Genomic DNA, 25,884 nt, shown 5'->3' with positions numbered 1-25,884 from the left:
CAAGGAGATGCAAGTGGCATTAAATGTAGGTCCAGATTTTAAACAGCGCTGGTTAAACACGCCTGAGGCTGTACGTCAGACCTTTATCGATGACCTCTCGCGCATCTGTGAAGTACTTAAGCCTGAAACTGCTATAGAAGAATGGCTCGTCCGTGACCAGCAGTTACAGAAAGAGTCTGAGCGTAAGATTGAAGCAGCGTATGCACAGCGCAAGGCTGAACTGATTGAAGAAGCACGCATTCGCAGACAACGGGCACTCGAAAAAGCCTTAGCCGAAAAACGCGCTGAAGAACAGGCTTATGCTGAACAGCTACGCCGTGATGAAGAGCGAAAATTTGCCGAGCAAACCCAGAAGCTGGCTGAAATGCGTCATATGCTGGATACTGAAGTTCAGGATTATGCCGCGCGTTATCAGAAAAATCCGGATCAGGTGTTCGACTTTGCCAAAGGTCGCTTAGATATCAACGATACCCAGATTTTGTCTGAGCTAGAAAGCTTACGGTTACGTCTGGAACTCGAAGCAGAAACTGTGATTGAACAAACCGTCAATGCACTGCGTGAGAAATTACGCGCTGCAGCCAAGGAAGAAATTGACTATATTCTGAAAAATTCTGATCTGGCTGAGTAAAGTTGATGGTCAGTTGGCTGAAAGAGTCTTTTTATTTTTCAGCCTTAGCGCTTGCTTGCCTTATTTAAACTTATTCTATCTAGTTAAAATCTACTTTAAAATTAAAACAAGTCAGCCAGTAAAAATGCGGTATTGCCAAGCAGATAGCCCGCCCCTAGCAAAGTGCTGATCCAGAGAATTCCCCCAGTCACATTATAGAAACTGAAAGTCGCAAAGCTCATATGGCCAGAACCTGCCGCAAAAGGGCCGAAGGAACGTACAAAGGGAATAAAACGCGCAATTAAGATTGTCTTGCCACCGTGTTTCATAAAATAATGATTGGTTTTGACCATATATTCGGGTTTGAAAAACCGTGAATGCTCATTGAAATACTTTAATCCGAGCACCCTGCCCGAATAATAATTCACGGTATAGCCCAAGATCGAAGCAATCAGCAGCAATAAACCCATGGAGTGCAAGGTAATCAGGTCAGAGCTGGAACACAGCGCACCGACAGCAATCAACAAACTGTCACCTGGCAAAAAGAAGAAAAACGGCGAACCTGTTTCCGCAAAAATCACCAGGAACAAAATTGCATAGATCCATACCCCATACTGCTCCAGCAATAATGGTAAAGACTGTTCAAGATGAAGTAAAAAATCGAGCATTCGACCTGTCCACTGGGGCTAAAATCGCGAGTTGAGCTACGTATTATCCCGAAAAATAAAAAAACAGTCTAATTTTTCAATTAGATTGTCTGGTAATTGCTCAGCGGATTTATTTCAAAAAACCATTTTCGGCTAAGAATTCCATGCTGATTTTAGACTGTTCTGTAGTTTCTGCGGCCTTTTCACCAAGCAATAAACGCTCGATATAACGTGCCAGTACATCTACTTCCAGATTGACTTTTGTGCCTAACTTCCAGGTACTAATATTGGTCCGTTCTGCCGTATGTGGAATCAGATTCAGACTAAGGATATTTCCACGTAAGTGATTGATGGTCAGACTGATACCATCTACTGTTATAGAGCCCTTCTCTGCCAGATATTTGGCAATTTCTTTTGGTGCAGTCACTTCAAAGTAGATGGAACGGGCATCGGAACGTACTACCGTAATTTCACCTACCGCATCCACGTGGCCAGAGACAATATGTCCGCCAAAACGTGTAGTTGGCAGCATTGCCTTTTCGACATTTACAGGTTGGCCGACTTTCCAGTTAGCCAGTGTAGTCCGGTCCAGGCTTTCACGTGATACATCTGCAGCATACCAGTTCTCGCCCCAGTCAATTACGGTCAGACAGATGCCATTGGTGGCAATCGAATCACCTAGATGTACATCGGACATATCCAGATCCGTCTGGATGCGTAAACGCACATCACCACCAACGCTTTGCAGGCTCTCGACCTTGCCCAGACTTTCAATAATACCTGTAAACATCTTTATTTCCTTTTTCTCTGCGCTTACCACAAGGCCAATTGGGTACTCACCCCGGTCGTATCCACACCACCCAGCTCGGCATAATGATGCAACTGGCTCAGTAACTGACGAATTGGTGGACCTGACTTGGCATGCGTGTCGGTAATTACAATAAATTCTAGTACGCGTGCACGTTCAGACTGGCGCTGTTTGCTGACACGATAACGTGGCACATCCTGAGTGAGCAAGGTTACACGGCCACGTTTCAGGTTGGCCTGCAACAAATCTGTGGCACTGATATTACCATCGGTCGAATAACTGGTCAGGATAAAACGCGCATTAATGGTCGCTAACAAAGTTTCATAGGCTTCTTTGGCATGCTTGGACGAGTTGTACTGACTTGGACGTTCTTTACGCCATGCACGGTCAATTCCGCTCTTGAAGCCTTTAGTGTCTGGCGTAGGCAGATCCACCTGATCCCAGAGTGTTAAAGCATTCAATACATGGTAGTTACTGCTATAGGCGTGCTGGTTATACGGTGGATCCAGATAAGCTACATCGACTTCAAAACCACTCATCTGATTGGCTAAGTGTTGGGCATCCACACACCACATTTCTGCGGCAGGTCCTTGATGCTTGGCATCTTCACAGAAACGGCTTGGCGTTAACCAGAGCAAGGATTCAATACGTTCAAGTGCAGTTTGGGTCTTACCGCCCCAACCATGATGGAAACTTTTAAATACCCCTGAAGTATTGCTGACAAAACTGGCTGAATAGAGCAGCGGTGCCAACAAGGCACTCATTTCCACGTCATCGATCGCACCTTGGGCTTGCCAGGTGGCAATCTGCTGACGAATCGCATCAATACGCATGCCGTTACGGCGTTTGAAGAACAAACGGTCTCGGGTCGGATCATAGATTTCATCATTACGCGGACACAGGTTATGCGTCACCCAACCTTTGACTTCAGGCAGACGGTTTAGATAGTCGATCGCTTTCTGATAGCCACCCAGCTCTTTAAATGCAGGTGCATCAGTGCAAGCCAGAACGGCATGATTCAGCGCATGGCTATACGGTTCCCAGTCATTGGCAATGACACGATAGCCATTTTGACGTGCCAAACGTGATACTACACCGGAACCGGCAAAGAAATCGGCAAAAATAGGCGCACGGCCATCTTCGCGTTTTAAGGTTCCCGTGCTCTCAAGTGCTTCCAGAATTAAATGTAGTAAACGGCGTTTGTTCCCCAAATAAGGAACCAACTGATGGAAAAGATATTCATCGGTAGTACGTGCCGCATGGCGGCGTTTGTGATAAACCGTAGACTCTGAATTCATAGTGTCTCTTGAGAAGGAATTAACCTGAAGCGCACGTCGTCACCCAAACGGGTCACGTCTTGCAACTTGAATCGAAGTTGTTCTGCCATTCGGCTAAATTCTGCATTGAACATACTACGCGCAGTTTGCCCCAATAGAGTCGGTGCAACATAACTGATGAGTTCATCCACCAGTCCTGCCTGTAAAAATACGGTAGATAAGGTCGCTCCTGCCTCAACCAGCACGTCATAAATCTGATGCTGCTGAACCAGGTACTGTAATAATTCTTTTAAAGGCTGAATCTCAAGCTGGATCATACCGAGATCGGCCAGTTCCTGACGATAAGGTCCCATTACCATCATAGTTTCTGGTTGTTCCAAAATCTTGGCAGTGAGTGGCAAGCGACCTTGGCGATCCAGAATAATCCGTTTTGGCTGAACAATCCTGCTGATGTCATCAATGCCATTCAGACTACGGACATTGAGTTGGCAATCATCGGCCAATACCGTTTCAATCCCGGTAATCACCCCACCAGAAATCGCACGCCAGTGCTGGACATCTTGCCGAGCCTCTATACCAGTAATCCATTTCGATTCACCCGAAGCCATGGCTGTACGACCATCTAAACTCGATGCAATTTTCACACGTACATAAGGCATCCCAGTCGCCATCGCTTTCAAGAAGCCATAATTCAGTGGATGCGCTTCATCTTCACAGATGCCAACTTTCACTTCAATACCGGCATCTTTCAGGATCTGCACGCCTTTTCCAGCGACCAGTGGATTCGGATCAGGACAAGCCACCATCACTTTGGCTAAGCCTGCTTCAACCAGACCTTTGGCACACGGCGGTGTACGACCATAATGTGCGCACGGCTCCAGAGTGACATAAGCCGTTGCTCCACGTGCCTGTTCACCCGCCTGACGCATGGCAAAAACTTCCGCATGCGGTTGACCTGCTTTGGGATGAAAACCTTCACCCACGACTACGCCATCTTTGACAATGACACAGCCGACATTCGGGTTGGGTTTGGTCGAGTACTGTCCCTGACGTGCCAGTTCGATGGCACGGCGCATCCAGATTTGATCTTGAGTGAGTTCAGTCATGCTTATTCTTGAAACTCACCGCGTTGCTGCATTTGTTCAATCTGACGACGAAAGGCTTCGACATCCTGGAAGTCCTGATAGACTGAAGCAAAACGGACATAAGCGACATGATCAAGTGCAAATAGAGATTGCATGACTATTTCACCGATGGTACGTGATTTCACATCACGTTCACCCAAACGGCGAATCTGTAATTGAATATCACTGAGCACCGTTTCAATCTGTTCTTGCGTCACAGGACGTTTCTGCAAGGCATGCATCAGTGAACGGCGTAATTTGGCTTCATCAAAGGGTTCATTTTTGCCATCAGATTTGATGACACGCGGCATCACCACTTCATAACTTTCAAAGGTGGTAAAGCGTTCATTACAACTGACGCATTCACGACGGCGGCGAATCTGGCAACCTTCAGCGGCCAGGCGTGAATCAATCACTTTACTGTCTGGTGTATTGCAAAATGGGCAATGCATAGCGGTTTAATTGAACAAATCCTGATGATTTCCGAGTGTAGCAAAAATTCCAAACTTTGTAGAGTTTTACGCAACATATAGAAAAAAAACAGCCCATATGGGCTGTTTTACACAATATATTGATTATTGTTTTAGCAGATTATTCTACGCGTTCGCCATGTTGACTCAAGTCCAGACCCATACGTTCATCATCAGAAGAAACACGAATACCGATGATCAGATCGATCACTTTAAGAATCACAAAAGTTAATACTGCAGAGTAAGCGATGGTTGCAAGTACACCTTCAACTTGAACCCAAAGTTGGCTCATTACATTTGCTGGAGCAGCATCACCCATGATGAATTCGCTTGCAAAGAATGCTGTCAGAATCGCACCTACGATACCACCTACACCATGCAGGCCAAAGGCATCCAGAGAATCGTCGGCTTTCAGTACACGTTTCAGAGCAGTAATACCCCAGAAACATACCACACCACCGATCAGACCCATTGCTAGTGCACCACCGACAGTAACGAAACCAGCTGCTGGAGTAATCACCACCAGACCTGCTACCGCACCAGAAGCGCCACCTAATACAGAGGCTTTGCCACGTACTACTTTTTCAGTAATTAACCAAGAGATTGCTGCTGCCGCTGCTGCAACTTGAGTTACGATCAGCGCATAACCTGCAGAACCATTCGCACCCAATGCTGAACCACCGTTGAAGCCGAACCAGCCTACCCAAAGTAAGCTTGCACCGACTACAGTTAAAGTCAGGTTATGTGGCGCCATTGATTCACGGCCCAAGCCCATACGTTTACCTAGCATGTAGGCTGCAACCAGACCCGCTACACCTGAGTTGATGTGAACGACTGTACCACCAGCAAAGTCAAGCGCACCATCGTTGCCTAACCAGCCGCCACCCCATACCCAGTGAGTAATTGGCGCATAAACCAGAATTACCCAGAGTGCAATGAATGCCACAAAAGCACCAAACTTCATACGCTCTGCAATCGAACCGCTGATGATGGCAACCGTAATGATGGCAAAGGTCATTTGGAAGATCACGAACAGGATTTCAGGAATTGTGCCGGATAGCGCATCGGTAGTTATTCCAGCCAGCATGAGCTTGTCCAGACTGCCGATAAAGGCATTTCCTTCACCAAAGGCCAAAGTATAGCCAATCACGACCCAAGCAATACTGACTACGGCTGCAGCAACAAAGCTGTGTGCCATTGTTGCCAGCACATTTTTCTTACGGACCATACCGCCATAGAACAGGGCTAAACCTGGAATGGTCATCAGTAATACAAGGGCTGTTGAAGTGAGAATCCAGGCTGTATCGCCAGTATCGAGAGTAGCTTCTTCTCCTGCAGGCGCTGCTGGTTCAGCTGGCGCCACTTCAGCAATCTCTGCTGTAGTTGTGTCTGTTGTTGTAAGTGAAGTATCACCAGTCTCTGCAACAAGTGCGACTTCTTCAGTAGGTGTTGGTGCTGTTACGGCCTCTTCAGCCCACGCAACAGAACCACCTAAAAGAGCGCTGGACAAGCCGAACGCCATTAGCATTTTTTTCATTCGTATCCCCCAACCATGTTTTTTGTGAGTTATTAGGTACTCAGCAAACTTCGTGCCAAATTAAACAGCGTCTGCACCTGTTTCACCGGTACGAATACGGATGACTTGTTCTAAGTTAGTTACGAAAATTTTTCCGTCACCGATTTTGCCAGTGCTTGCAACACGAGTAATTGATTCAATTACCGAATCAACCATTTCGTCGCTGATTGCGATTTCAATTTTGACTTTCGGTAGGAAATCTACAACGTATTCAGCACCACGATAAAGTTCAGTATGGCCTTTTTGACGACCAAAGCCTTTGACTTCAGTCACAGTGATGCCTTGAACACCAATTTCAGATAATGCTTCACGCACATCATCCAATTTGAAAGGTTTTACAATTGCAGTTACGAGCTTCATGTTTGTTTTCCTTCGGCTTATTTCACCAGTAAGGTTTTATGTTCAAATTTCATGCCAAGATTCCTAAGGTCGGGGGAAATTAGAAAGCCCGGCACGATGTTTCTTGCTCTTTTATTTTATACTTATAACGTATTGGAATCTGCACAAATTGGATATTTTTTATGTGGATTTTTACAATATTACTAATCGAAGCAGCCTATATTTTATCTGAAATACTGTAAGTCACTCTTGCAGCAATGCTACACTGTCCGCGCATTTATATGGCGATGGATCGGATTATGATTGAAACCCTGTTACAAGCAATTTTGCAGCAAGTTGAACAGCCTAAAAAGGACCTGGAACATAACCTGCGTGCCCTGCTCAATGAAGCCGTTAGCAAAATGGATTTAGTGTCTAAAGAAGAGCTCGAACGTCAACGCACTGCCCTAAATAATGCCAATCAGCGTTTAAATGAGTTACTAAAACAAGTCGAAGAGCTAGAAGAAAAAATCTCGATTAAAAAATAAGCACAACCACAGTGCACAAAAGACACGAGAACAATAAAAATAATGCACTATATTGGAACAACAATATGTCTTTTGCCAAAATTTATACGCGAGGCCTGTTAGGCCTGCACGCACCTTTAATTGAAGTCGAAGTTCATGTCAGTTCTGGCATGCCTTCCCTCACCATTGTGGGGCTTCCTGAAGCCGCAGTCAGGGAAAGTAAGGACCGGGTTCGCTCAGCCATTCTGAATAGCGGCTTTCAGTTTCCGACCAAACGCTTGACCATTAATCTGGCACCTGCCGATCTACCTAAAGACGGCTCACGTTTGGACTTACCGATTGCGCTAGGAATTTTAGTAGCCTCAGGACAGCTTCCAGAAAATTGCACAGATAACCTTGAATTTATTGGTGAACTGGCCTTAGATGGTCAATTGCGGCCTGTAACAGGAATCCTGAGTATTGCAATCGCCTGCCAGCAGGCACAGCATCAACTGATCTTGCCTAGTCCGAATGCTCAGGAAGCCTCTCAGCTCCCAGATTTTCAGGTATTTGCCGCCAATCATTTACAGGAAGTCTGTGCACATCTGGCTCAAGCAGAAACCTTAACCCCGTTTAAGACCAGTCCATTAGATCAGCACTCTTTTTATAAATTTGATCTGGCGGATGTGAAAGGACAATTGCGACCGAGACGTGCCTTGGAAATTGCAGCCGCGGGTGGTCATTCCCTGCTGTTCCGCGGGCCACCTGGTACAGGTAAAATCTTGTTAGCATCGCGCCTCGCCAGTATTTTGCCTCCCTTAAATACTCAGGAAAATCTGGAAGTTGCCAGTATCTATTCGATTGCCAATGCCAATCATCCTTTTGGCCAGCGGCCATTTCGGGCACCGCATCATACTGCCTCTGCCATTGCACTGGTCGGCGGTGGCTCACATCCTAAACCCGGAGAGATCACACTGGCACATTTGGGCGTTTTATTTTTGGACGAACTGCCTGAGTTTGACCGCAAGGTTTTAGAAGTATTACGTCAGCCGCTTGAGTCCAAAGAAATTGTGATTTCGCGTGCTTCCCGGCAAATTACCTTTCCAGCCAATTTTCAGCTGGTGGCAGCCATGAATCCCTGTCCATGCGGTTATGCATTTAATCAGGACATCCGCTGTCAATGTTCAGCGGAGAGCATCAAACGTTATCAGAACCGAATTTCTGGCCCATTACTGGATCGGATTGACCTGCATATTGACGTACCACCTTTACAGGCACAGGAATTACAGGACAATAAACCCGTCGAAAACTCTGAAACGGTCAGACAGCGTGTGATCACCGCCTATAACATTCAGATCGAACGGCAAAATGTCTTGAACATGAGTCTTAGTCCAAAGCAACTAGAACAATACGCCCCTCTCGATCCACCAGCTCAGAAAATGATTGAACTGGCTCAGCAGAAACTGAATTTATCAGCACGAGGCTATCATCGGATTTTGCGTGTTGCCCGAACCATTGCCGATCTTAACCAAAGTCCAGATATTCAGACTGGGCATTTATCGGAAGCCTTGTCTTATCGCGGGCAGCACATTTAAACAATAAAAAAGGCGACCTAAAGTCGCCTTTTTTATTTAGAGAAAATTAGAAGCTATAACCTAATCCGAATACTACTTTGTTCTTTTGTTTCACATCCATACGATCATAACCACCGATGATGTAATTGATGCTTGCAGTAACCCCAGTATCTGCAAGAGGTTTACTTAAACCGATATCAAAATGACGGAAACCAAAGCTTTCACTGGTCTCTTCTACATAGTCACCTGACTTTTCATAAGCATATAAACCTAAAGCGGTGTCTAAGCTAAAGTCATTAGGCAGTGCGTAGCTATAAGTACCTTTGATATAAGTATCCCCTGCATTCCCCCAAGTCGTATCTTCAAGAAGGGTTTGTGCTGTAATGCCTAAATCTTTATAGCTCAGACCTAATAACAGCTCAAATCCATTCGTTTCTTCATCAGATTCATAATAATAGTAGTAAGTCGTACCAATTGTTAAACCCAAATCATCATTTACTGAATGGCTGTAGCCTGCATAGAAATTATTTTCAAAAGCATCACGGCCTTCCTCAACCAAAGAATAATCTAAGGTAGAACCCCACCAACCAGCATAGAAGCCAGAGGCATGATTATAGTCAAGCCCACCTTGTAAAGTAGCTCCGCTATTTTCAGGTGCATTAGTAATCCCACGTAGGTTATAGCTTGAAAGTACACTGATATTTCCAGAAACTGAATGTTCAGCAGCTGGTTCATCCGCGAAAGTGAAAGAAGATGCAGCACCTAGTAAAGCAAAAGATAATACTTTTAATGTTGATTTCATTGTATGACTCCCCCCAGATCGTCTGAGACGTTTTTATGATATTGATTAAACTCAAGTTCGAAATTTGCAAGAGCTATGCCAATCTGGAATAAAACAACTGAAATCTGATAAATAAAAATAAAATTAATATCTATGTTTTTGTTTTTAAATTATATTTAATTTTTTTAAAAAAGGACTTTAATAGATTTTTTTTACCATTAGCTCTTTTTCAAAGATTTACTTTCTCTTTTCGGCCCTATACATAATCATTTACAAGTTGCGCCATTTTGAAACTATTTTTGCATTGATTAAATTTTATGCTAAAAAAAGGTGCAGAAATAAAAGGTAAAGAAGCAGATTGCTCTATTCGAGTTTTTGATTCTTGCTCAAACTCAGAAATTTCTGGATTAAAAAGTTCAAAATAGTGCTAAGCAACAAAAAGTGACTCTCATAGAATGACTTTTTATTATTCGTAAATTTATGCGCATTTTTGGATTTATAAACATTTAAATTAAATATTTATATATTAAAATTCAATAATTTATAATCAATTCTCACTTTTAAGAAATTATTAATGAAGAGTCTAATACAGAAAATGAAGATTTTGAACACTCAACTTTTTCATTCTAAGAACTTTAATTTTAAATATTATTGATGCACTCATGAGTCATACCCCTCAGAGAATTTAGATTTAAAAAATATCTTTGTTTTTATTTGTTTTTTACTGTATGGTCAGGATTTAGACTGTTAGATCTCTTACCATTATTCACTTTAGATTAAAAAAATCCCTCGACTTTAGTGGAACATCGTAAATAAAAATGACATTTATTCAGCGAATCTTATACAATTCCTAAAAATTTCCATCAATTTGTATAAGGCTCTCTCCCAATGCAAAACACAAAAAAATTAACATTGGCAGTTTTGATTCAGGCTGCATTGATCTCAACCGCTTTTGCTAGCGAGCAGAGTGAGTCTAAAGGTTTTGTAGAAGACGCAGAAGGATCTGTACTTTTCCGTACTGGTTATTTATCTCGTGATAAGAAAAATGGCGTAGCAGATACAAGTTCAGCTGCACAGACTGCAATTGTGAAACTGGATTCTGGCTTTACTCAAGGTGTAGTCGGCTTTGGTGCCGGGATCATCGGTGATGCTTCTTTCAAACTAGGAAACAACAAAAATGCCGGTAATGGCATGATTCCTCGTGAAAACGGTTTCAATGCTAAAGGTGAGTACGTTAAAGGTGCTGGCGATACTTATGATCATTGGGCTCGTGGCGGCGCTTATGTGAAAGCTCGTGTATCTAATACCACTGCTGTATATGGTACCCAAGTTTTAGATCTTCCTGTATTGGCATCAAATACTGCACGTCTCGTTCCTGAATACTTTGAAGGCGTATTAGTGACTAGCAATGAAATTGATAACCTGTCATTAACAGCTGGTAAATTTACTAAAAACCAATATTCAGACCAAATCGACTCTGATGGTAACGAGCTTGATCGTGCTGTTGTTTGGGGCGCGAAATATAAATTTAGTGATGCTCTAAACGCTTCTTACTACGGTACAGATATTAAAGACCGTTTAGACCGTCATTATGTGAATGCGAACTATAGCTATGCAGTAGCCAATGGCGGCACTTTAACTCACGATTTCAGTGGCTATCATACTGAGTGGGATAAAAAAGCTGACGGTGGTGCATATACTTATTCTCATACCACAAATGACTTAAGTAACTTAAGCAACAATATTTGGGCTATTTCTACCACTTACAATACTGGTCCGCACAATATCATGGTGGCTTACCAACAAAATACTGGTAACACAGGCTATGACTATGGTTTGGGTCGCGGTGTAGGTGATGGTCATCAAACGATTTATCTACCAAACTCATACCTGTCTGACTTCATTGGCAATAATGAAAAATCAGCACAACTTCAATACACATTTGACTTTGGTGCCGTAAATGTTCCTGGTCTATCTTGGACTTCAGCATTTGTATATGGTTGGGATATTGATGTAGCAGGTAATCCAGTTCGTTCTCAGTTAGTAACTAGCGATGCACAAGAACGTGAATTCTTTAACCAGGTGAAATATACTGTTCAATCTGGTTTTGCTAAAGATGCGAGCTTGCGTTTACGTCACTCTTACTACCGTGCAAGCGATGATTATCAAGCTGATCGATACATTGGTGACACCAACGAATGGCGTATCTGGTTAGACATTCCTGTGAAATTATTCTAATTCACCCGGATTTCAAGCCATAATAAAAAACCTGCACAATGTGCAGGTTTTTTTGTTTAAGCTTTAAAAAGTTAAAGACTTAAACTGAAAAGCAAATGAATTATTTATTTGCTTCTGCATAAGCTGCAATTGAGCTAAGTACTTCTTGTTTAGCAACATCAGCACCTTCCCAACCACTTAACTTAACCCATTTACCTGGTTCCAAGTCTTTGTAGTGCTGGAAGAAGTGTTCGATTTGGCTGATCAGTAATGGAGGAAGATCAGTATATTCCTGAACATCTTTGTAGATCGGAGTCAGTTTGTCGTGTGGAACTGCAACCAGTTTCGCATCAACACCACCGTCATCTTCCATGTTCAGTTTACCGACAGGACGGCAACGAATGACTGAACCTGGCTCTACTGGATGTGGAGTTACCACCAATACGTCTAGAGGGTCACCATCTAGAGAAAGTGTATTTGGTACATAACCATAGTTTGCTGGGTAGAACATTGCTGTACCCATGAAACGGTCTACAAATAATGCATCAGAATCTTTATCGATTTCATATTTGATTGGTGCTGCATTTGCAGGAATTTCGATAATGACATAGATGTCGTTTGGCGCATCTTTACCCGCTGGGATATTGCTGTAGCTCATAGCATCACTCTTTAACAAGTTATATCTTTTAAAAACCGCGACAATTATAACGGTTTTTACAGATTTTTTTTGATTTTAAAATATCGAACTGTAAATATCTCAAACTGCTTTATTTTTGGCTTAAGAGATCTTGATAATTAACAGCAGTAAGGTTATTGGACATAATAAAGATAACAGCCAGACAATTGAACGTAATGTCGACCAGTTCGCCAGATAACAAATCCCATAGATGACCCGAAAAACCAGATAGGCAATCCCAAAGGTCATGACCAGACTTTGTGAAACGACCATATATTCTGCCATCAGAATCGAGGCGATAAAGAGCGGTAAGCTTTCAAAGCTATTTTGCTGAGCGGCATTGGCGCGACTGGCCAGGCCTGTAGACTTTTCTAAAAATGCCCGCGGATTCTGATTGTCTTTTGCACGAAACCCTGCCGATTTTTTCGCAATCAAGGTAAAAACATAAGGTAAAAGACAAGCTGCCAAAATGAGATAGATAACCCCACTAATGCTATGCATCTGATTTTTCTCTTGAGAATTTTTATGTCTATCATAGCATGGCGTTTCGTGAATAAATTTTGTTAAATAGAGTGTTTTTATAAATGATTAAGGATTCACTATGGTCAGCCCTGATCAAAATGAAATGTTCGATGTCCTCGAGAAACAGCGCCAGCATCAACGTCAAGTGGATCGCGTATTAAAAATCGTATTGCCGATTGTGGCATTTCTGATGGCGGTCATTTGTGCCAATATGAATATCTGGTCTCCCCTCTTTACCTTTGCTATCTTATGGATTGCCTTCTATGCCGTGGGCATCAAACGCATGCCGATCTGGCACTGGGTGGTCGCAATCATCATTTATTGCCTGATAGATAATATTCTCAGTTATGGCAGTTTTAATTTGAGAGGATTTAACCGCCAGTTTGGTACCATGTTTATTTTTTTGGGTGTGATCGGTGTAGGACGTCCTTACTTCGACCGCTGGCTAATGAAAAAAGAGAATAAAAAAAAGCGCCCTTAGGCGCTTTTTTTATTGCAGGATTTATGCAGTCTTACGTAGGTCTTTACGCAGGATTTTGCCTACGTTAGATTTTGGTAATTCATCCATAAATTCAACATAACGCGGACGTTTATAACCGGTCAGATTTTCTTTCGCAAATGCCAGAACTTCTTCAGTCGTCAATGACGGATCTTTCTTCACCACAAACAGTTTTGGCACTTCACCTGATTTTTCATCTGGTACACCAATTGCAGCCACTTCCAATACTTTTGGATGTTTCGCAACGACTTCTTCAATTTCAGAAGGATAAACGTTAAAGCCAGAGACCAGAATCATGTCTTTCTTACGGTCAACGATTTTGATGTAACCACGTGAATCCATAACACCGATATCACCGGTACGGAAGAAGCCATTTACCATCACTTTATCGGTTTCATCCGGACGGTTCCAATAGCCTTTCATCACCTGTGGACCACGGATTGAGATTTCACCCTGCTCACCGAGTGCAACTTCATTACCGTCATCATCCAGAATTGCAACTTCAGTCAAAGGTAACGGAATACCAATCGTACCGCTAAATGCTTCAGATGCCGGTGGGTTCGCAGTTGCTACTGGAGAAGTTTCAGACAGGCCATAACCTTCAATGATGTTAGTGCCAGTAATTTTCTTCCAAGCTTCTGCAGTAGAAGGCAGAACAGCCATGCCACCGCCCATCGCCATTTTTAAACGGCTATGATCCAGTTGCTTGAACTCTTCGTTGTTTACAAGCGCATTAAACAGCGTGTTCACAGCAGGGAAGAATGTTGGCTGGTATTTACGTAATTCTTTCATCACCGCAGGCAGGTCACGCGGGTTAGGAATCAGAACGTTCGCCTGACCTTTATACATGCCGTAAAGTGCACAGACCATGAAAGCAAAGATGTGATAAAGCGGTAAAGCACAGAAAATACGGTCATCTGGCTGGCCATCTTGCGCACCGAATTTGCTCTGGAAGATACCGTCACACTGCAACAGGTTAGCAACCAAGTTACGATGGGTCAGTTCAGCACCTTTAGAAACACCAGTAGTACCACCTGTGTACTGAAGTACAGCAGTATCACTTAAAGTCAATTCAGGGCGTTTATAGTTGTTTGGGTTAACTTTATTCAGGGCTGCATTGAACTTGATGTGACCTGGAATATCCCATGCCGGAATCTGCTTACGTACTGAACGTAATACAAAGTTCACCAAAGTACCTTTTAAAGCACCCAGCATGTCACCCACAGAAGCAACCACGACGTGCTTCACAGGTGTTTTGCCAATAATTGACTGATAAACGCTTGCAAAATTCTCAATAATGACCAGAACTTCAGCGCCAGAATCTTTTAACTGATGCTCAAGCTCACGTGATGTATACAGTGGATTTACATTCACCAGTACTAAACCAGCACGGAACACCCCCAATGCTACGACCGGATACTGAAGAACGTTTGGCATCATTACGGCAACACGTGTGCCTTTTGCCAGACCCAAACTTTGTAAATATGCTGCGAATTTACGACTAGCTTCTTCCAACTCATTGAACGTTAAAGTCTTATCCATAAAGATAAAGGCATCACGTGAGCCAAATTTTTGGAAATTGCGTTCAAAAATATCAACCAGAGATGTATTTTCTGCTGGTAATTCTACAGTTTCTGGAATCCCTGTTTTTTGGTATTCAGCGAACCAAATCTTTTCCATAATGCCAATCTCTCCAATCATAATCCTTAGTAGTTCAACTGTTTTTTTCAATGCTGCACGTCATTTTTTAGACTTGTATATGTGCAACATTGCATCCATTTGTCGAATCGTTACTCATATATAACGTATTTCGATTCATGGATGCTAGTATTATCTTTGAATCAACAGTTTATTTGCTTTTTGATATCCACGTGGTAACAGGGTTCCTTTAGAGCCTCGTTTCCCAATATATTTTTGCAGGTCATCCCCCTTGAGTTTTAATTGTTGCTGTCCTGCAAGCACTTGAATTATTTCATCAAGTTTCAATATTGTCATGGATAAAATTTGATCTTTATCTTCAAGTTGTATCAATTTATTACCTTTACCTTTATTGAGTACAGGTAATTCCGACAGATCAACAATCAGCAGACGGCCAGCTGAACTGAGTAGTGCAACATGAGTTGCATCTTCCACCGGCTGCAAGTTCATGACCTGCGCGCCTTCAGATAGATTCAAGAAAGCCTTACCTGCTTTGGCATTGGTATCCAACTGCTTGGCCTGGGTTTTAAATCCATAGCCTTTACTGCTGACTGCCAGGATTTCCGCATCATCTTCAGCGACCAATACCTGCTTGAAACCGACTCCACTTGCCGGAGACAGTTTTGAACTCAATGGTTCACCAAGTCCTCGTGCCGATGGCAGGCTATTGATTGGCAAGCCATAGCTACGGCCACTATCGTCTAATACATAGACGCGTTGATTAGACTTACCTTGGGCATGACTGAGATACTGATCACCTGCACGGAAATTCAGATTTTCAGCGTCCACTTCATGCCCTTTGGCACAGCGAATCCAGCCCGCTTCAGACAATACTACCGTTACAGGATCCGCTGGCAGCATTTCAGTTTCATCAATAGCAGCGGCTTCGGCACGTTGTACGATTGGAGAACGGCGATCATCCCCAAATTTCTTGGCATCTTCTTTGAGTTCATTGATGATCAAGGTTTTTAAAGACTCAGGATTGGCCAGCTGTTCACGAATCACGGCAGCTTTGGCTTCCAGCTCTTCCTGTTCGTGGCGCAGTTCCATTTCTTCAAGCTTGGCCAGATGACGCAGCTTGAGTTCTAAAATGGCTTCGGCCTGAATCTCATCAATACCAAAACGTTCCATCAACACTGGTTTAGGCTGATCTTCCTCACGAATAATCCGAATTACTTCATCAATATTCAAGTAGGCAATGATCAAACCGCCAAGAATATGCAGACGTTTTTCGATCTTGTTCAAATGGTATTGCAGACGGCGAGTAACCGTAGTCTTACGGATTTCGATCCATTCCAGCAGAATACGACGAATCGATTTCACCTGTGGACGGCCATCCGCGCCAATCATGTTCATATTGACACGATAGCTGGATTCGAGATCTGTGGTCGCAAACAGGTGGCTCATGACCGCTTCCGCATCAATACGGTTCGAACGCAATACCACCACTAAACGTGTTGGATTCTCATGATCCGATTCATCACGAACATCAGTGACCAGTGGCAGCTTTTTCGCCTGCATCTGGTCTGCAATCTGGCTGATAATTTTTGAACCTGATACCTGATATGGCAATTCAGTAATCACGATTTCATTTTTATCAATAGTGTATACCGCACGCATGCGATAGCTGCCACGACCTGTCGTCTGGATTTTAAGCAGCTCTGATGGTGGCGTGATGATTTCTGCTTTGGTCGGTAAATCCGGTCCCGGAATGTATTCTGCCATTTTGGCATCGGTCAGGTTCGGATTACGGATCAGAGCGATAGTACCTTTCACCACTTCGCGCAAGTTGTGCGGCGGAATATCGGTTGCCATCCCCACAGCAATCCCGGTGGTACCATTTAACAGGATATTGGGAACACGTGCCGGCAAGTTGATCGGTTCTTTCATCGAACCATCAAAGTTATCCTGCCAGTCACAGGTACCCTGTCCCAGCTCCGATAAAAGCAGTTCACTATATTGCGACAGTTTGGCTTCGGTATAACGCATTGCCGCGAAAGATTTAGGATCATCCGGTGAACCCCAGTTGCCCTGTCCTTCAATAAACGGATAGCGATAACTGAATGGCTGCGCCATTAAGACCATGGCTTCATAACAGGCCGAGTCACCATGCGGATGATATTTACCCAGTACATCCCCGACAGTACGTGCCGATTTTTTCGGTTTGCTGGTCCATTTCAGGCCCAGTTCACTCATGGCATAGACAATACGGCGCTGTACCGGTTTCAAACCGTCACTGATATGTGGCAATGCACGATCCATAATCACGTACATGGCATAATTTAAATAAGCTTGTTCGGTAAATTCGGCTACGGAACGGTTTTCTGTCGCATGATGCGCAAGGCTTGTCATAACAACCTATAATCCTAAAATTCGTTTTTGTATCAATGTTTCTTATGCTAAGTCGCGGCTGTGTGCTGCACAAGGGCAGTAAACTACACAGCGCGACAAATCGTGTCTTATGGGCTAAAAATATCCACTTTATAGCAGCTGAGCAACTAAAAAATCACCAACCTTATAAACCCATAGATTCTAGCGTCTTGCCCTTGGTCTCTTCACCCAGAACTAAAATGACCACAGCTACTGCGATTAATACTGCAGTAAACATGGTAAAGACGTAACTGAAACCATTTGGCATCCCCATCAAATGGGTTACGGCAAAAGGTGCAGCAATCCCGCCAATACGGCCAATTGCACCGGCCCAGCCTGAACCAAAAGCACGGATATTGGTTGGATACTGTTCTGGTGTATAGGTATAAAGAACGCCCCATGCTCCTAGATTAAAGAAGGACATCAGACAACCCCAGATCACAATCTCGGTGACATTACCGGACTGGCCAAAGAAATAAGCAGAGATGGCACACATGCCAATAAAGCCAGCTAAAGTTGCCTTACGACCGAGTTTTTCGACTAGCCATGCTGCCGCAATATAACCTGGCAATTGCGCTAGAATCATAACCAGGACATATTCAAAAGACTGCACGATGGTATAGCCTTCCTTGACCAGAAGGCTTGGTAACCAGGTGAAAATACCATAGTAGGAGAAAACGATCCCAAACCAGATCAGCCACAGCATCAAGGTGCGGCGGGCAAAAATACCGCTCCAGAGCTGGGTAAACGAGATATTCTGCTTGGCAGCCACGGGTTTAACTTCAAAGATTTCCATGACTTCAACGCCGCATTTGCGCTCAATCTTTTTAACCAGAACCTGTGCTTCATCTACCCGGCCACGATTGATCAGATACGGTACCGACTCAGGTACCAGTTTCCAGATTACGATGGCATAGAATGCCGGTATCCCGCCAATCATGAATGCAGCTTGCCAGCCAAAATCAGGAATCACAAAACGTGATACCAGTGCTGCTACCAGCCAGCCCAAGCCCCAAAAACTTTCCAGCAGCACAATGAAACGACCGCGTACCCGTGCCGGGATATATTCACTGACCAGTGTCACCGCAACCGGCAACTGACCACCCAATCCCAGACCGACAATAAAACGGAATACCAGTAACCAGGTTAGATTAGGTGCAAAGGCACAGGCAGCGGTTGCCAGACTATAAACCACCAGCGTACTGGCAAATACCGTTTTACGTCCCCAGCGATCTGCCAGTCCACCTGAGAAAATTGCCCCGATCGCCATACCGATAAAACCGATCGAAACCACCCAGCTTTTCTGGTCAGCGGTCATCTGCCAGTCTTCAGCCATTTTCGCCAGAATAAAGGAAATCAATCCCGTATCCATGGCATCAAACATCCAGCCAAGACCAATCACCCATAAAAGAGTGTAGTGGAACTTGCCGATCGGCAAGCGCTGTATCCGAGAAACTAAATCCATAACAAAAATCTCTGATCAGGTGAAACGGGAGGTGCTGCTGTCCCAACAGGAGGTTTGATTTTTTATTTTTTTATACTACGAATGCGTACACCTGCGGGAAGTTTTCCCTCCCACAGTTACCATAATTCATATCAAGATTCGTCTTTGGATGAAGCGGACTGTTCGTCATCATCCTTATAGATAAACTTCGGCATTTCCAGACCGAAATAGATTGCAATCAGACGCAAGCTAAAGCCAAAAATTAAGGTAGAAATAATGGTCACTTCGAGTGACAGACCGAAATTGCTGCAGAGCCAGTAGAAGATAACTGCAACAAAGGAAATACTGGCATACAGTTCACGGCGGAAGACTAAAGGCACATCATTACATAAAATGTCACGTAAAATACCGCCCGATACTCCGGTCAAAACCCCGGCGACCGCACTGACTACAAAACCATGCCCCATTTCCAGCGCAATCTGGCAGCCAATGATAGTAAAGCCAATCAGGCCCAAGGCATCCAGTACCAAGAAGATATTGCGTAAATGACGCATCCATTTGGCAATCAGGATGGTGACAAAGGCTGCACAACAGGTCAGTACCAAATATTCCGGGTGTTTGACCCAAGTCAAGGGATAATGGCCAAGCAGTACATCACGCACCGAACCACCACCGAGCGCCGTAACACAGGCAATGATCGTAACCCCAAACCAGTCCATACTACGCCGACCGGCAGACAAGGCTCCGGTCATGGCTTCAGCGGTAATTGCAATAATATAGATGACGGTCAGTAACATCGCCCTGCTTCCACCTGAGGCTTTGAGATGGCGGCTATTCTAAGCTAAATCTATGTGAAAATTATAAAAAATGCGCACAACATTGCTTAAATTTTTTCCCGGAGCCACAGATGCACGGCTGTTTCATTGTAAGCTGTTGATCTGTCGTTGGATCCAGAAAGTACCAGCGATTCTCGAACTTCACAAAATGTGAAATTTCATGATGAATCTGGGCCTGCTTGCCATCGTGATAATGTGCTTTGAACTCGACCAGCGCATGGGTCTTGTCCAGTTTTTCATTCGCTTGCACGATTTCCAGCTTCAGCCATTGATTGGTCCTACTCCATTCAGCAATGGCTGGCATGTCCAAAGCCTGCTGCTGTCCACGGGCGGTAGTCTGCTGGATATAATCAATTTCATGCTTGGCAAAGGCACTATAACGCGAGCGCATTAATTGCTCGGCGCTTTGAGCAAATTGCTGACCTTGATGTAGTGGCTGGCAACAGCTTGTATATTCACCTTGTCCACATGGACATGCTTCTGACATTTCAATTCCATAAAAAATAGCCCGACAATGCGGGCTATTTTAGCAAACTTTTAGCTGGCCTCTTCAGGCGTTGAACTAGTCTTTCCGGTTCACTGGAGCAACAATATGCACCTTATCAATCTTGTGGCCGTCCATAGTGACCACCTCAAAGATATAATCATCTGCTTCGAGCTTTTCGCCATTTTCCGGTAAGCGCCCCAGATGGAACAGAATATAGCCCGATAATGTTGAATATTCTTCCGTTTCATTGACCAGATCGCGATCCAGAAGCAGTGACACGTGGCGAATATCGGTCGAACCATCCAGAATCAGGCTGCCATCTTCCAGGCTTTCTACAGCTGCTTCTAGCTGGTCTTCATCCGGGAATTCACCGGCAATCGCTTCCAGCACATCAATCGGTGTCGCCACCCCTTCAATTGAACCATATTCATTCAATACCAGTGCCATTTGTAGCGGTGCCTGACGCAACTGATCCATCACCATTAAGACCTGAGCATTTTCATGCACAATCACTGGTTCACGCAGATGTTTTTCGAAGTCCAAAATACCTGTTTCGATGTATTCATTCAGGACTTTATGGGTCAATACCACACCGGCAATATTGTCCAGCTCACCACGCGCCACAATCAGGCGTGAATGGCTCATATGCAATAACTGCTCTTTGATACTGGCATGATCATTTTCTAGATCAATCCATTCCAGTTCAGGGCGTGGTGTCATCACCGACTTCACTGGACGTTCTGACAAGCCAAGTACGCCCTGCACCATGACGCTATGGTAGACCCCACTTTCGTCATCATCAAAGACTTCATCAGCAAAGGCGCGGGTCGCCAGTACATCTTCCGGCTCAGAAGAATCATTATCCTGAGCCGGTTTACCGCCCAGCATACGCATCACAGCAGACGCAGTACGGTAACGCATATCAGTCGTGGTGACCATTTTTTCCTGATTGCGTTTCATGGTCTGGTTAATGAATTCCACAATCACAGAGAAACCAATCGCGGCATATAGATAGCCTTTTGGAATATGGAAACCAAAGCCTTCAACCACCAGCGAGAAACCAATCATCATCAGGAAGCCCAGACAGAGAATCACTACTGTCGGGTGCTTGTTGACGAAATCCATGAGGGCTTTAGAGGCCCACAACATGATACCGACCGCAATAACCACCGCGATCATCATCACAGATAGGTCTTTGACCATACCGACTGCAGTAATCACACTATCGAGCGAGAACACGGCGTCCAGTACCACGATCTGCACAATCACCATCCAGAACACCGCCTGAACCGGATTTTCTTCCTTGGTCACAGGTTTGGCTTCCAGACGCTCATGCAGCTCCATGGTGCCTTTAAATAGTAGAAACACACCACCGAATAATAAAATCAGGTCGCGTCCTGAAAATGGATGCTCAAAGATATGGAATAGCGGTTCGGTAAGCGTTACGACCCAGGCAATCGATGCCAGTAACACCAGTCGCATTAACAACGCCAAGCCCAGACCGGTAATACGCGCCGCATTACGCTGTTCAGGTGGAAGCTTTTCCGCCAGGATTGCAATAAAGACCAGGTTATCGATCCCGAGTACAATTTCAAGAACAATCAGTGTGAGTAAGCCAATCCAGGCAGAGGGATCTGACATCCATTCAAAAATCATCGCATCTGCTCCCCTAACCGAGGAGAAAGGCAAGTATTTGCATGATGAGATACAGGTTGATACCCGACTTGAATTAAACACTTGATAATGTGACGTTTTATTAAATTAAAGCGCCAACTTCGACTACCCATGTGAGTTCTATTGTAGTAAGACAGACTTTCAGTATATCAAGAACACCATGAAATTCACCTGTTTTCATCCGGGATTATGGATGAATTTGAATGAAAGATTTTGTTCTAAAATGAGGCCAGCTCATGGAATTGTCATATTTGTTAACTAAGTTATAGTAAGTAGATAAAAAAATGATAAGGTGAAAAAAATAAATGCAAAGTGTAATGAAAATGACCGATTATTTTAATGATAACTCCCCAAAAACAACACGCCCGCTAGTGGCTTTATACTGTGGCTCTCGTGCCGGCAACAAACCGATTTATCTGGAAAAAGCGATTCAACTTTCTCAAGGTCTGGCCGAACATGGTTTTGGTCTGGTCTATGGCGGCGCCAGTATTGGTCTGATGGGTCAGGTGGCAGACACCATGATTCAGCATGGCGGTGAAGCGGTGGGCGTGATTCCGGAATTTATGCTGGATTATGAGATTGCTCATCCTCAGCTAACAGAACTGCATATCGTCACCAGCATGCATCAGCGTAAGGCCATGATGGCAGACCGGGCCTGTGCCTTTGTCGCCTTGCCGGGTGGTTTGGGCACTTTTGAAGAAATTCTGGAAATTGCGACCTGGGGTCAGCTGAACCAGCATCAAAAACCGATGATGCTGTATAACGTTAATGGTTTTTATAATCCACTGATTGCCCAGCTTGATCTTGCCGTGCAGGAAGGATTTTTGCCGCCCCAGCATCGGGCTAAACTGATTGTCTGTGAGCATGCAGATCAGATTTATACCACCTTGCTGAATCTGGATGCTCCGCAACGTTTTGTGGTTTAAATTTTCTCGTCTACTTTAGATAACAATTTTTTAAAGCCATAAAAAAGCGAGCTTGATGCTCGCTTTTTTCATTTATACATACAAAGACATTAACCTGAAATCGTGTGATAGAACCAAGGCAAAGTCGTCGCCAGAAACACACTAATGGCTAGGCCAAACATCAGTTTCATCGCGTCTTTGCTGACATTACGTGAAGTACGGTGCTTGTTGACTTCAGTCACCAGCATTGAAATGGCAAATTCACGACCAGCCAATAACCCCAAGAATACCCAAGTGGTACTCATCGGGATGTTACTCCACTCTTTGAACACCAGCAGAATCAGCGCATAAATGAAGTCGATAATCGTAGCAGAACGGACATCGGTCACTCCGGTCTTGGTATCGACAATATTCTGGATAGCTCCACCACGCTGGTAAAGAATCATGCCTAGCAGGATGACAAATACAGAAATGGCAAAGATCAGGAACTCAAACGGCACCTGACGCGGCACATAAACAAAGATATTGGCCAAATCCTGGATCAGCCACTGGCTCCACAGAAATGCCGTAGATAACCATTGCAAGGCCATCCACATCGGAGAATGTTGCTGATCACGGGTTTCACTGAAATAGACCGCGAGTTTTTTCATGACCAGACGATAGATCACAATCGCCACAAAGAAAGCGACGGCGTAGCCCATCATTGACTTGGTCAGCATGGAACCCAGACTGCTCGGGGAGAAGATCGTGAGCACCAAGAAAGTAGTACTCACCGGAATACCATATTTAGTCAAAATAATCAGTAAAAGAGGCGGTACCACATATAGCCAGGTGACCCCATCTTCAGGGAAAGGAATGGTTTCCAGACGTCCATAAGAGGCATCCCCTACTCCAGAAGCAAACCAGCCATAAATTAACACCACAACCAGAATAGTACTGATGTAAATCCAGAGTACCCACCATGGGCGATGTGAGTTCGATGAAATAAATGTTCCTAATGTTTGCGGAACATCATTCCCCACGATGGAATAGGCGGCCAGACAGAAGCCAACTACCATCAGAATCTCGATGGTCATAAGTACAAAACCTTTTACTAGACAGTTCCCAGTACAGCAGTTCTGGAAGTTTGCCCCAGATTATGACGGTTTTATTTCATTTTCATGACATTTCTGTCATATTTTTTTGTAGCCTGCTCCTTACAAAGAAGCTTGAAGTGTTCCAAAAATGACCTATTTATGAATCCGTATAAGTTTGAGATGTTCGCAGTATAGAAATATATCTTTTACCCTTTCTCTTCAATAACTGAAATCAGGCTGTGAATTCATTAGCATTTTGTCTACACGACTCCTATTCACAATCGTTTTTATTTCAGTCACACTGCTGCATAGATTTCTTTAAACTATTCAAAATAGATGATTTTTTAAATCCATGAATGTCACGCCTACGCATCAATCTCTACAACCTGAATTCAGACTGCTGGTCTTGCTGGTGTCGATTGGCTTTTTCATGCAGGGCCTCGATACCACGATTATCAATACGGCCTTACCTGCGATTGCCAGTAATCTGCAGGAAGATCCGTTACGGATGCATAGTGTGGTGGTGTCCTATGTGCTTTCTGTGGCAGCCTGCATTCCCTTGAGTGGCTGGCTGGCAGATCGCTTTGGGGTTCGAAATATCTATTTTGCAGCGATCATTATTTTTGCTCTGGCCTCACTGGGCTGTGCTTGGTCTGAGAATCTGAATGAACTGCTGGTTTATCGGGTATTTCAAGGTATTGGTGGTGCTTTGCTGCTTCCAGTCGGACGACTGGCCATGCTGAAAATCATTCCTCGTACCCAGTTTCTGTCTGCCATGAGCCTGATGAGTCTGGCAGGCTTGATGGGCCCTCTGATCGGTCCGACCTTAGGTGGCTGGATGGTTGAGTATCTATCCTGGCACTGGATTTTCCTGATCAATCTGCCGATTGGTCTGCTGGGTGCATTGATTACCTTTAAAGCTATGCCGAATATCACTGAACCGACAGTACAGCGATTTGATTTTGGCGGTTTTATTCTGCTGGTCATTGCGATGATTGGTTTGTGTCTGGGGATCGAAAACTTTGCCAATCCACAATATCCCCTCTGGTGGAGCTTAAGTCTGGTCGGAAGTGGCCTGATTGCCTCACTCATCTACGCCTACCACTCGCATACTCATCTGAACGCGCTTTTTCGCAGTAAATTATTTAAAAATAAAATTTATTCGATTGGCATTCTAGGTAACTTCTTTGCCCGACTCGGCGGCAACTCGATTCCGTTTTTATTGCCTTTAATGTTGCAGGTCGCTTTTGGTTTCGAACCTTTTATTACCGGTTTACTGATGATTCCAACGGTACTCGGTTCTTTAGCATCTAAGCCGATTATCCGCAAAATCATTCAGCGTTTCGGTTATCGTAGAGTCTTGTTGATCAATACTTTGCTGGTCGGTCTGTGTATCGCCAGTTTTGCCTTAACTACGGCGGAAACCCCAATCTGGCTAAGAGCCATTCATTTCTTTGTGTTCGGGATTCTGAATTCGCTGCAATTTGTCTCAATGAATACGCTGACTTTAAAAGATTTAAGCCAGCAGGATGCCAGCAGCGGCAACAGTTTCCTGTCGATGATCATGATGCTGTCGATGAGTATCGGGGTGGCACTGGCAGGTACGCTAGTCAATATGTTTAGTGCCTACTTCGGCCCTGAACAACTGGACAATGCCTTTCACGTTTCGCTGCTCTGTCTGGGCTGTATTAACATTATTGCTGCCTATATTTTCTGGCATATCCCCAAAAATACGCCAGTCTAGGGCAGAATATATACTCGATATGAATATCCGTAAATCAGGCCATTATTC

General features: G+C 44.2%; 24 protein-coding genes. 7 read left to right on the top strand and 17 right to left on the bottom strand.

From position 1 onward, the window contains the following. Positions 1–13 precede the first annotated feature (13 nt). Complete coding sequence (gene blhA, locus ACWM1W_RS01235) at positions 14–628, top strand: cell division protein BlhA (protein WP_004787299.1); 615 nt, start codon at positions 14–16, stop codon at positions 626–628. 101 nt (positions 629–729) lie between these two features. On the opposite strand, the gene ACWM1W_RS01230 is transcribed toward blhA, so the two are convergent. The 7 genes from ACWM1W_RS01230 to glnK form a co-directional block, all read right to left on the bottom strand. Next, positions 730–1,275 (bottom strand): VTT domain-containing protein, encoded by a 546-nt coding sequence (locus ACWM1W_RS01230; protein WP_004787301.1) that lies wholly within the window; start codon positions 1,273–1,275, stop codon positions 730–732. A gap of 109 nt (positions 1,276–1,384) precedes the next feature. After that, on the bottom strand, positions 1,385–2,044 hold the full coding sequence (locus ACWM1W_RS01225; protein WP_004787303.1) for a riboflavin synthase: 660 nt from the start codon (positions 2,042–2,044) through the stop codon (positions 1,385–1,387). A 23-nt stretch (positions 2,045–2,067) separates the two neighbouring features. Next, on the bottom strand, positions 2,068–3,360 hold the full coding sequence (locus tag ACWM1W_RS01220; RefSeq protein WP_004787305.1) for a DNA adenine methylase: 1,293 nt from the start codon (positions 3,358–3,360) through the stop codon (positions 2,068–2,070). Further along, positions 3,357–4,445: a bifunctional diaminohydroxyphosphoribosylaminopyrimidine deaminase/5-amino-6-(5-phosphoribosylamino)uracil reductase RibD gene (gene ribD, locus ACWM1W_RS01215; protein ID WP_375726095.1), complete on the bottom strand. Its 1,089-nt coding sequence runs from the start codon at positions 4,443–4,445 to the stop codon at positions 3,357–3,359. Before ribD ends, ACWM1W_RS01220 begins: the two co-directional genes overlap by 4 nt. A gap of 2 nt (positions 4,446–4,447) precedes the next feature. After that, positions 4,448–4,915, bottom strand: coding sequence for a transcriptional regulator NrdR (gene nrdR / locus ACWM1W_RS01210; protein ID WP_004787309.1), 468 nt, complete (start codon positions 4,913–4,915; stop codon positions 4,448–4,450). Between the two features lie 139 nt (positions 4,916–5,054). Then, positions 5,055–6,470 carry an ammonium transporter gene (locus tag ACWM1W_RS01205; protein WP_104426949.1) on the bottom strand — a complete coding sequence of 472 codons (1,416 nt, stop codon included), beginning with the start codon at positions 6,468–6,470 and terminating at the stop codon, positions 5,055–5,057. 60 nt (positions 6,471–6,530) lie between these two features. Next, the gene (gene glnK, locus ACWM1W_RS01200) at positions 6,531–6,869 is read right to left on the bottom strand and encodes a P-II family nitrogen regulator (RefSeq protein WP_004650081.1); all 339 of its coding nucleotides are present in this window, start codon (positions 6,867–6,869) and stop codon (positions 6,531–6,533) included. A 278-nt stretch (positions 6,870–7,147) separates the two neighbouring features. On the opposite strand from glnK, the gene ACWM1W_RS01195 reads away from it, so the two are divergent. Next, positions 7,148–7,375 (top strand): accessory factor UbiK family protein, encoded by a 228-nt coding sequence (locus tag ACWM1W_RS01195; protein WP_004787313.1) that lies wholly within the window; start codon positions 7,148–7,150, stop codon positions 7,373–7,375. Positions 7,376–7,440: 65 nt separating this feature from the next. Further along, positions 7,441–8,928, top strand: coding sequence for a YifB family Mg chelatase-like AAA ATPase (locus tag ACWM1W_RS01190; protein WP_448765291.1), 1,488 nt, complete (start codon positions 7,441–7,443; stop codon positions 8,926–8,928). 46 nt (positions 8,929–8,974) lie between these two features. On the opposite strand, the gene ACWM1W_RS01185 is transcribed toward ACWM1W_RS01190, so the two are convergent. Further along, positions 8,975–9,709, bottom strand: coding sequence for a TorF family putative porin (locus ACWM1W_RS01185; RefSeq protein ID WP_004787356.1), 735 nt, complete (start codon positions 9,707–9,709; stop codon positions 8,975–8,977). Positions 9,710–10,576: 867 nt separating this feature from the next. Between ACWM1W_RS01185 and ACWM1W_RS01180 the strand changes: the two genes are divergently transcribed. Beyond that, positions 10,577–11,926, top strand: coding sequence for an OprD family outer membrane porin (locus ACWM1W_RS01180; RefSeq protein WP_340810391.1), 1,350 nt, complete (start codon positions 10,577–10,579; stop codon positions 11,924–11,926). Positions 11,927–12,026: 100 nt separating this feature from the next. On the opposite strand, the gene ppa is transcribed toward ACWM1W_RS01180, so the two are convergent. Beyond that, positions 12,027–12,563: an inorganic diphosphatase gene (ppa, locus tag ACWM1W_RS01175; RefSeq protein ID WP_005233448.1), complete on the bottom strand. Its 537-nt coding sequence runs from the start codon at positions 12,561–12,563 to the stop codon at positions 12,027–12,029. A gap of 120 nt (positions 12,564–12,683) precedes the next feature. Continuing rightward, on the bottom strand, positions 12,684–13,082 hold the full coding sequence (locus ACWM1W_RS01170) for an MAPEG family protein (RefSeq protein ID WP_004787362.1): 399 nt from the start codon (positions 13,080–13,082) through the stop codon (positions 12,684–12,686). Positions 13,083–13,182: 100 nt separating this feature from the next. Here ACWM1W_RS01170 and ACWM1W_RS01165 point away from each other — a divergent pair, with 100 nt between their 5' ends. Next, positions 13,183–13,584 carry a hypothetical protein gene (locus ACWM1W_RS01165; protein ID WP_340810392.1) on the top strand — a complete coding sequence of 134 codons (402 nt, stop codon included), beginning with the start codon at positions 13,183–13,185 and terminating at the stop codon, positions 13,582–13,584. Positions 13,585–13,605: 21 nt separating this feature from the next. On the opposite strand, the gene ACWM1W_RS01160 is transcribed toward ACWM1W_RS01165, so the two are convergent. The 6 genes from ACWM1W_RS01160 to ACWM1W_RS01135 all read right to left on the bottom strand — a co-directional run bounded on the left by ACWM1W_RS01160 (position 13,606) and on the right by ACWM1W_RS01135 (position 22,093). Continuing rightward, positions 13,606–15,282, bottom strand: a complete 1,677-nt coding sequence (locus ACWM1W_RS01160; RefSeq protein ID WP_004787366.1) for a long-chain-fatty-acid--CoA ligase — start codon at positions 15,280–15,282, stop codon at positions 13,606–13,608. Positions 15,283–15,432: 150 nt separating this feature from the next. After that, positions 15,433–17,652, bottom strand: a complete 2,220-nt coding sequence (parC, locus tag ACWM1W_RS01155) for a DNA topoisomerase IV subunit A (protein WP_340810393.1) — start codon at positions 17,650–17,652, stop codon at positions 15,433–15,435. Positions 17,653–17,815: 163 nt separating this feature from the next. After that, positions 17,816–19,135 carry a niacin transporter NiaP gene (niaP, locus tag ACWM1W_RS01150; RefSeq protein WP_004787371.1) on the bottom strand — a complete coding sequence of 440 codons (1,320 nt, stop codon included), beginning with the start codon at positions 19,133–19,135 and terminating at the stop codon, positions 17,816–17,818. Between the two features lie 131 nt (positions 19,136–19,266). Next, the gene (locus ACWM1W_RS01145) at positions 19,267–19,911 is read right to left on the bottom strand and encodes a trimeric intracellular cation channel family protein (protein WP_004787374.1); all 645 of its coding nucleotides are present in this window, start codon (positions 19,909–19,911) and stop codon (positions 19,267–19,269) included. 61 nt (positions 19,912–19,972) lie between these two features. Then, positions 19,973–20,437 carry a YchJ family protein gene (locus ACWM1W_RS01140; RefSeq protein ID WP_340810394.1) on the bottom strand — a complete coding sequence of 155 codons (465 nt, stop codon included), beginning with the start codon at positions 20,435–20,437 and terminating at the stop codon, positions 19,973–19,975. Positions 20,438–20,512: 75 nt separating this feature from the next. Next, positions 20,513–22,093 (bottom strand): TerC family protein, encoded by a 1,581-nt coding sequence (locus ACWM1W_RS01135; RefSeq protein ID WP_340810395.1) that lies wholly within the window; start codon positions 22,091–22,093, stop codon positions 20,513–20,515. Between the two features lie 323 nt (positions 22,094–22,416). Between ACWM1W_RS01135 and ACWM1W_RS01130 the strand changes: the two genes are divergently transcribed. After that, a complete protein-coding gene (locus tag ACWM1W_RS01130; protein ID WP_004787380.1) occupies positions 22,417–23,037 on the top strand; it encodes an LOG family protein in 621 nt (206 codons plus the stop codon). An 89-nt stretch (positions 23,038–23,126) separates the two neighbouring features. Here the strand turns inward: ACWM1W_RS01130 and ACWM1W_RS01125 are convergent, their stop codons facing one another. Next, positions 23,127–24,092 carry a hypothetical protein gene (locus ACWM1W_RS01125; RefSeq protein WP_034169797.1) on the bottom strand — a complete coding sequence of 322 codons (966 nt, stop codon included), beginning with the start codon at positions 24,090–24,092 and terminating at the stop codon, positions 23,127–23,129. A 352-nt stretch (positions 24,093–24,444) separates the two neighbouring features. Between ACWM1W_RS01125 and mdtD the strand changes: the two genes are divergently transcribed. After that, positions 24,445–25,836, top strand: coding sequence for a multidrug transporter subunit MdtD (mdtD, locus tag ACWM1W_RS01120; protein ID WP_312087393.1), 1,392 nt, complete (start codon positions 24,445–24,447; stop codon positions 25,834–25,836). Positions 25,837–25,884 lie beyond the last annotated feature (48 nt).

Source organism: Acinetobacter sp. TW_SC_4 (assembly GCF_054861205.1).
Note: the sequence above shows the minus strand (reverse complement) of the source record. Positions and strands in the feature narration are given on the sequence as shown.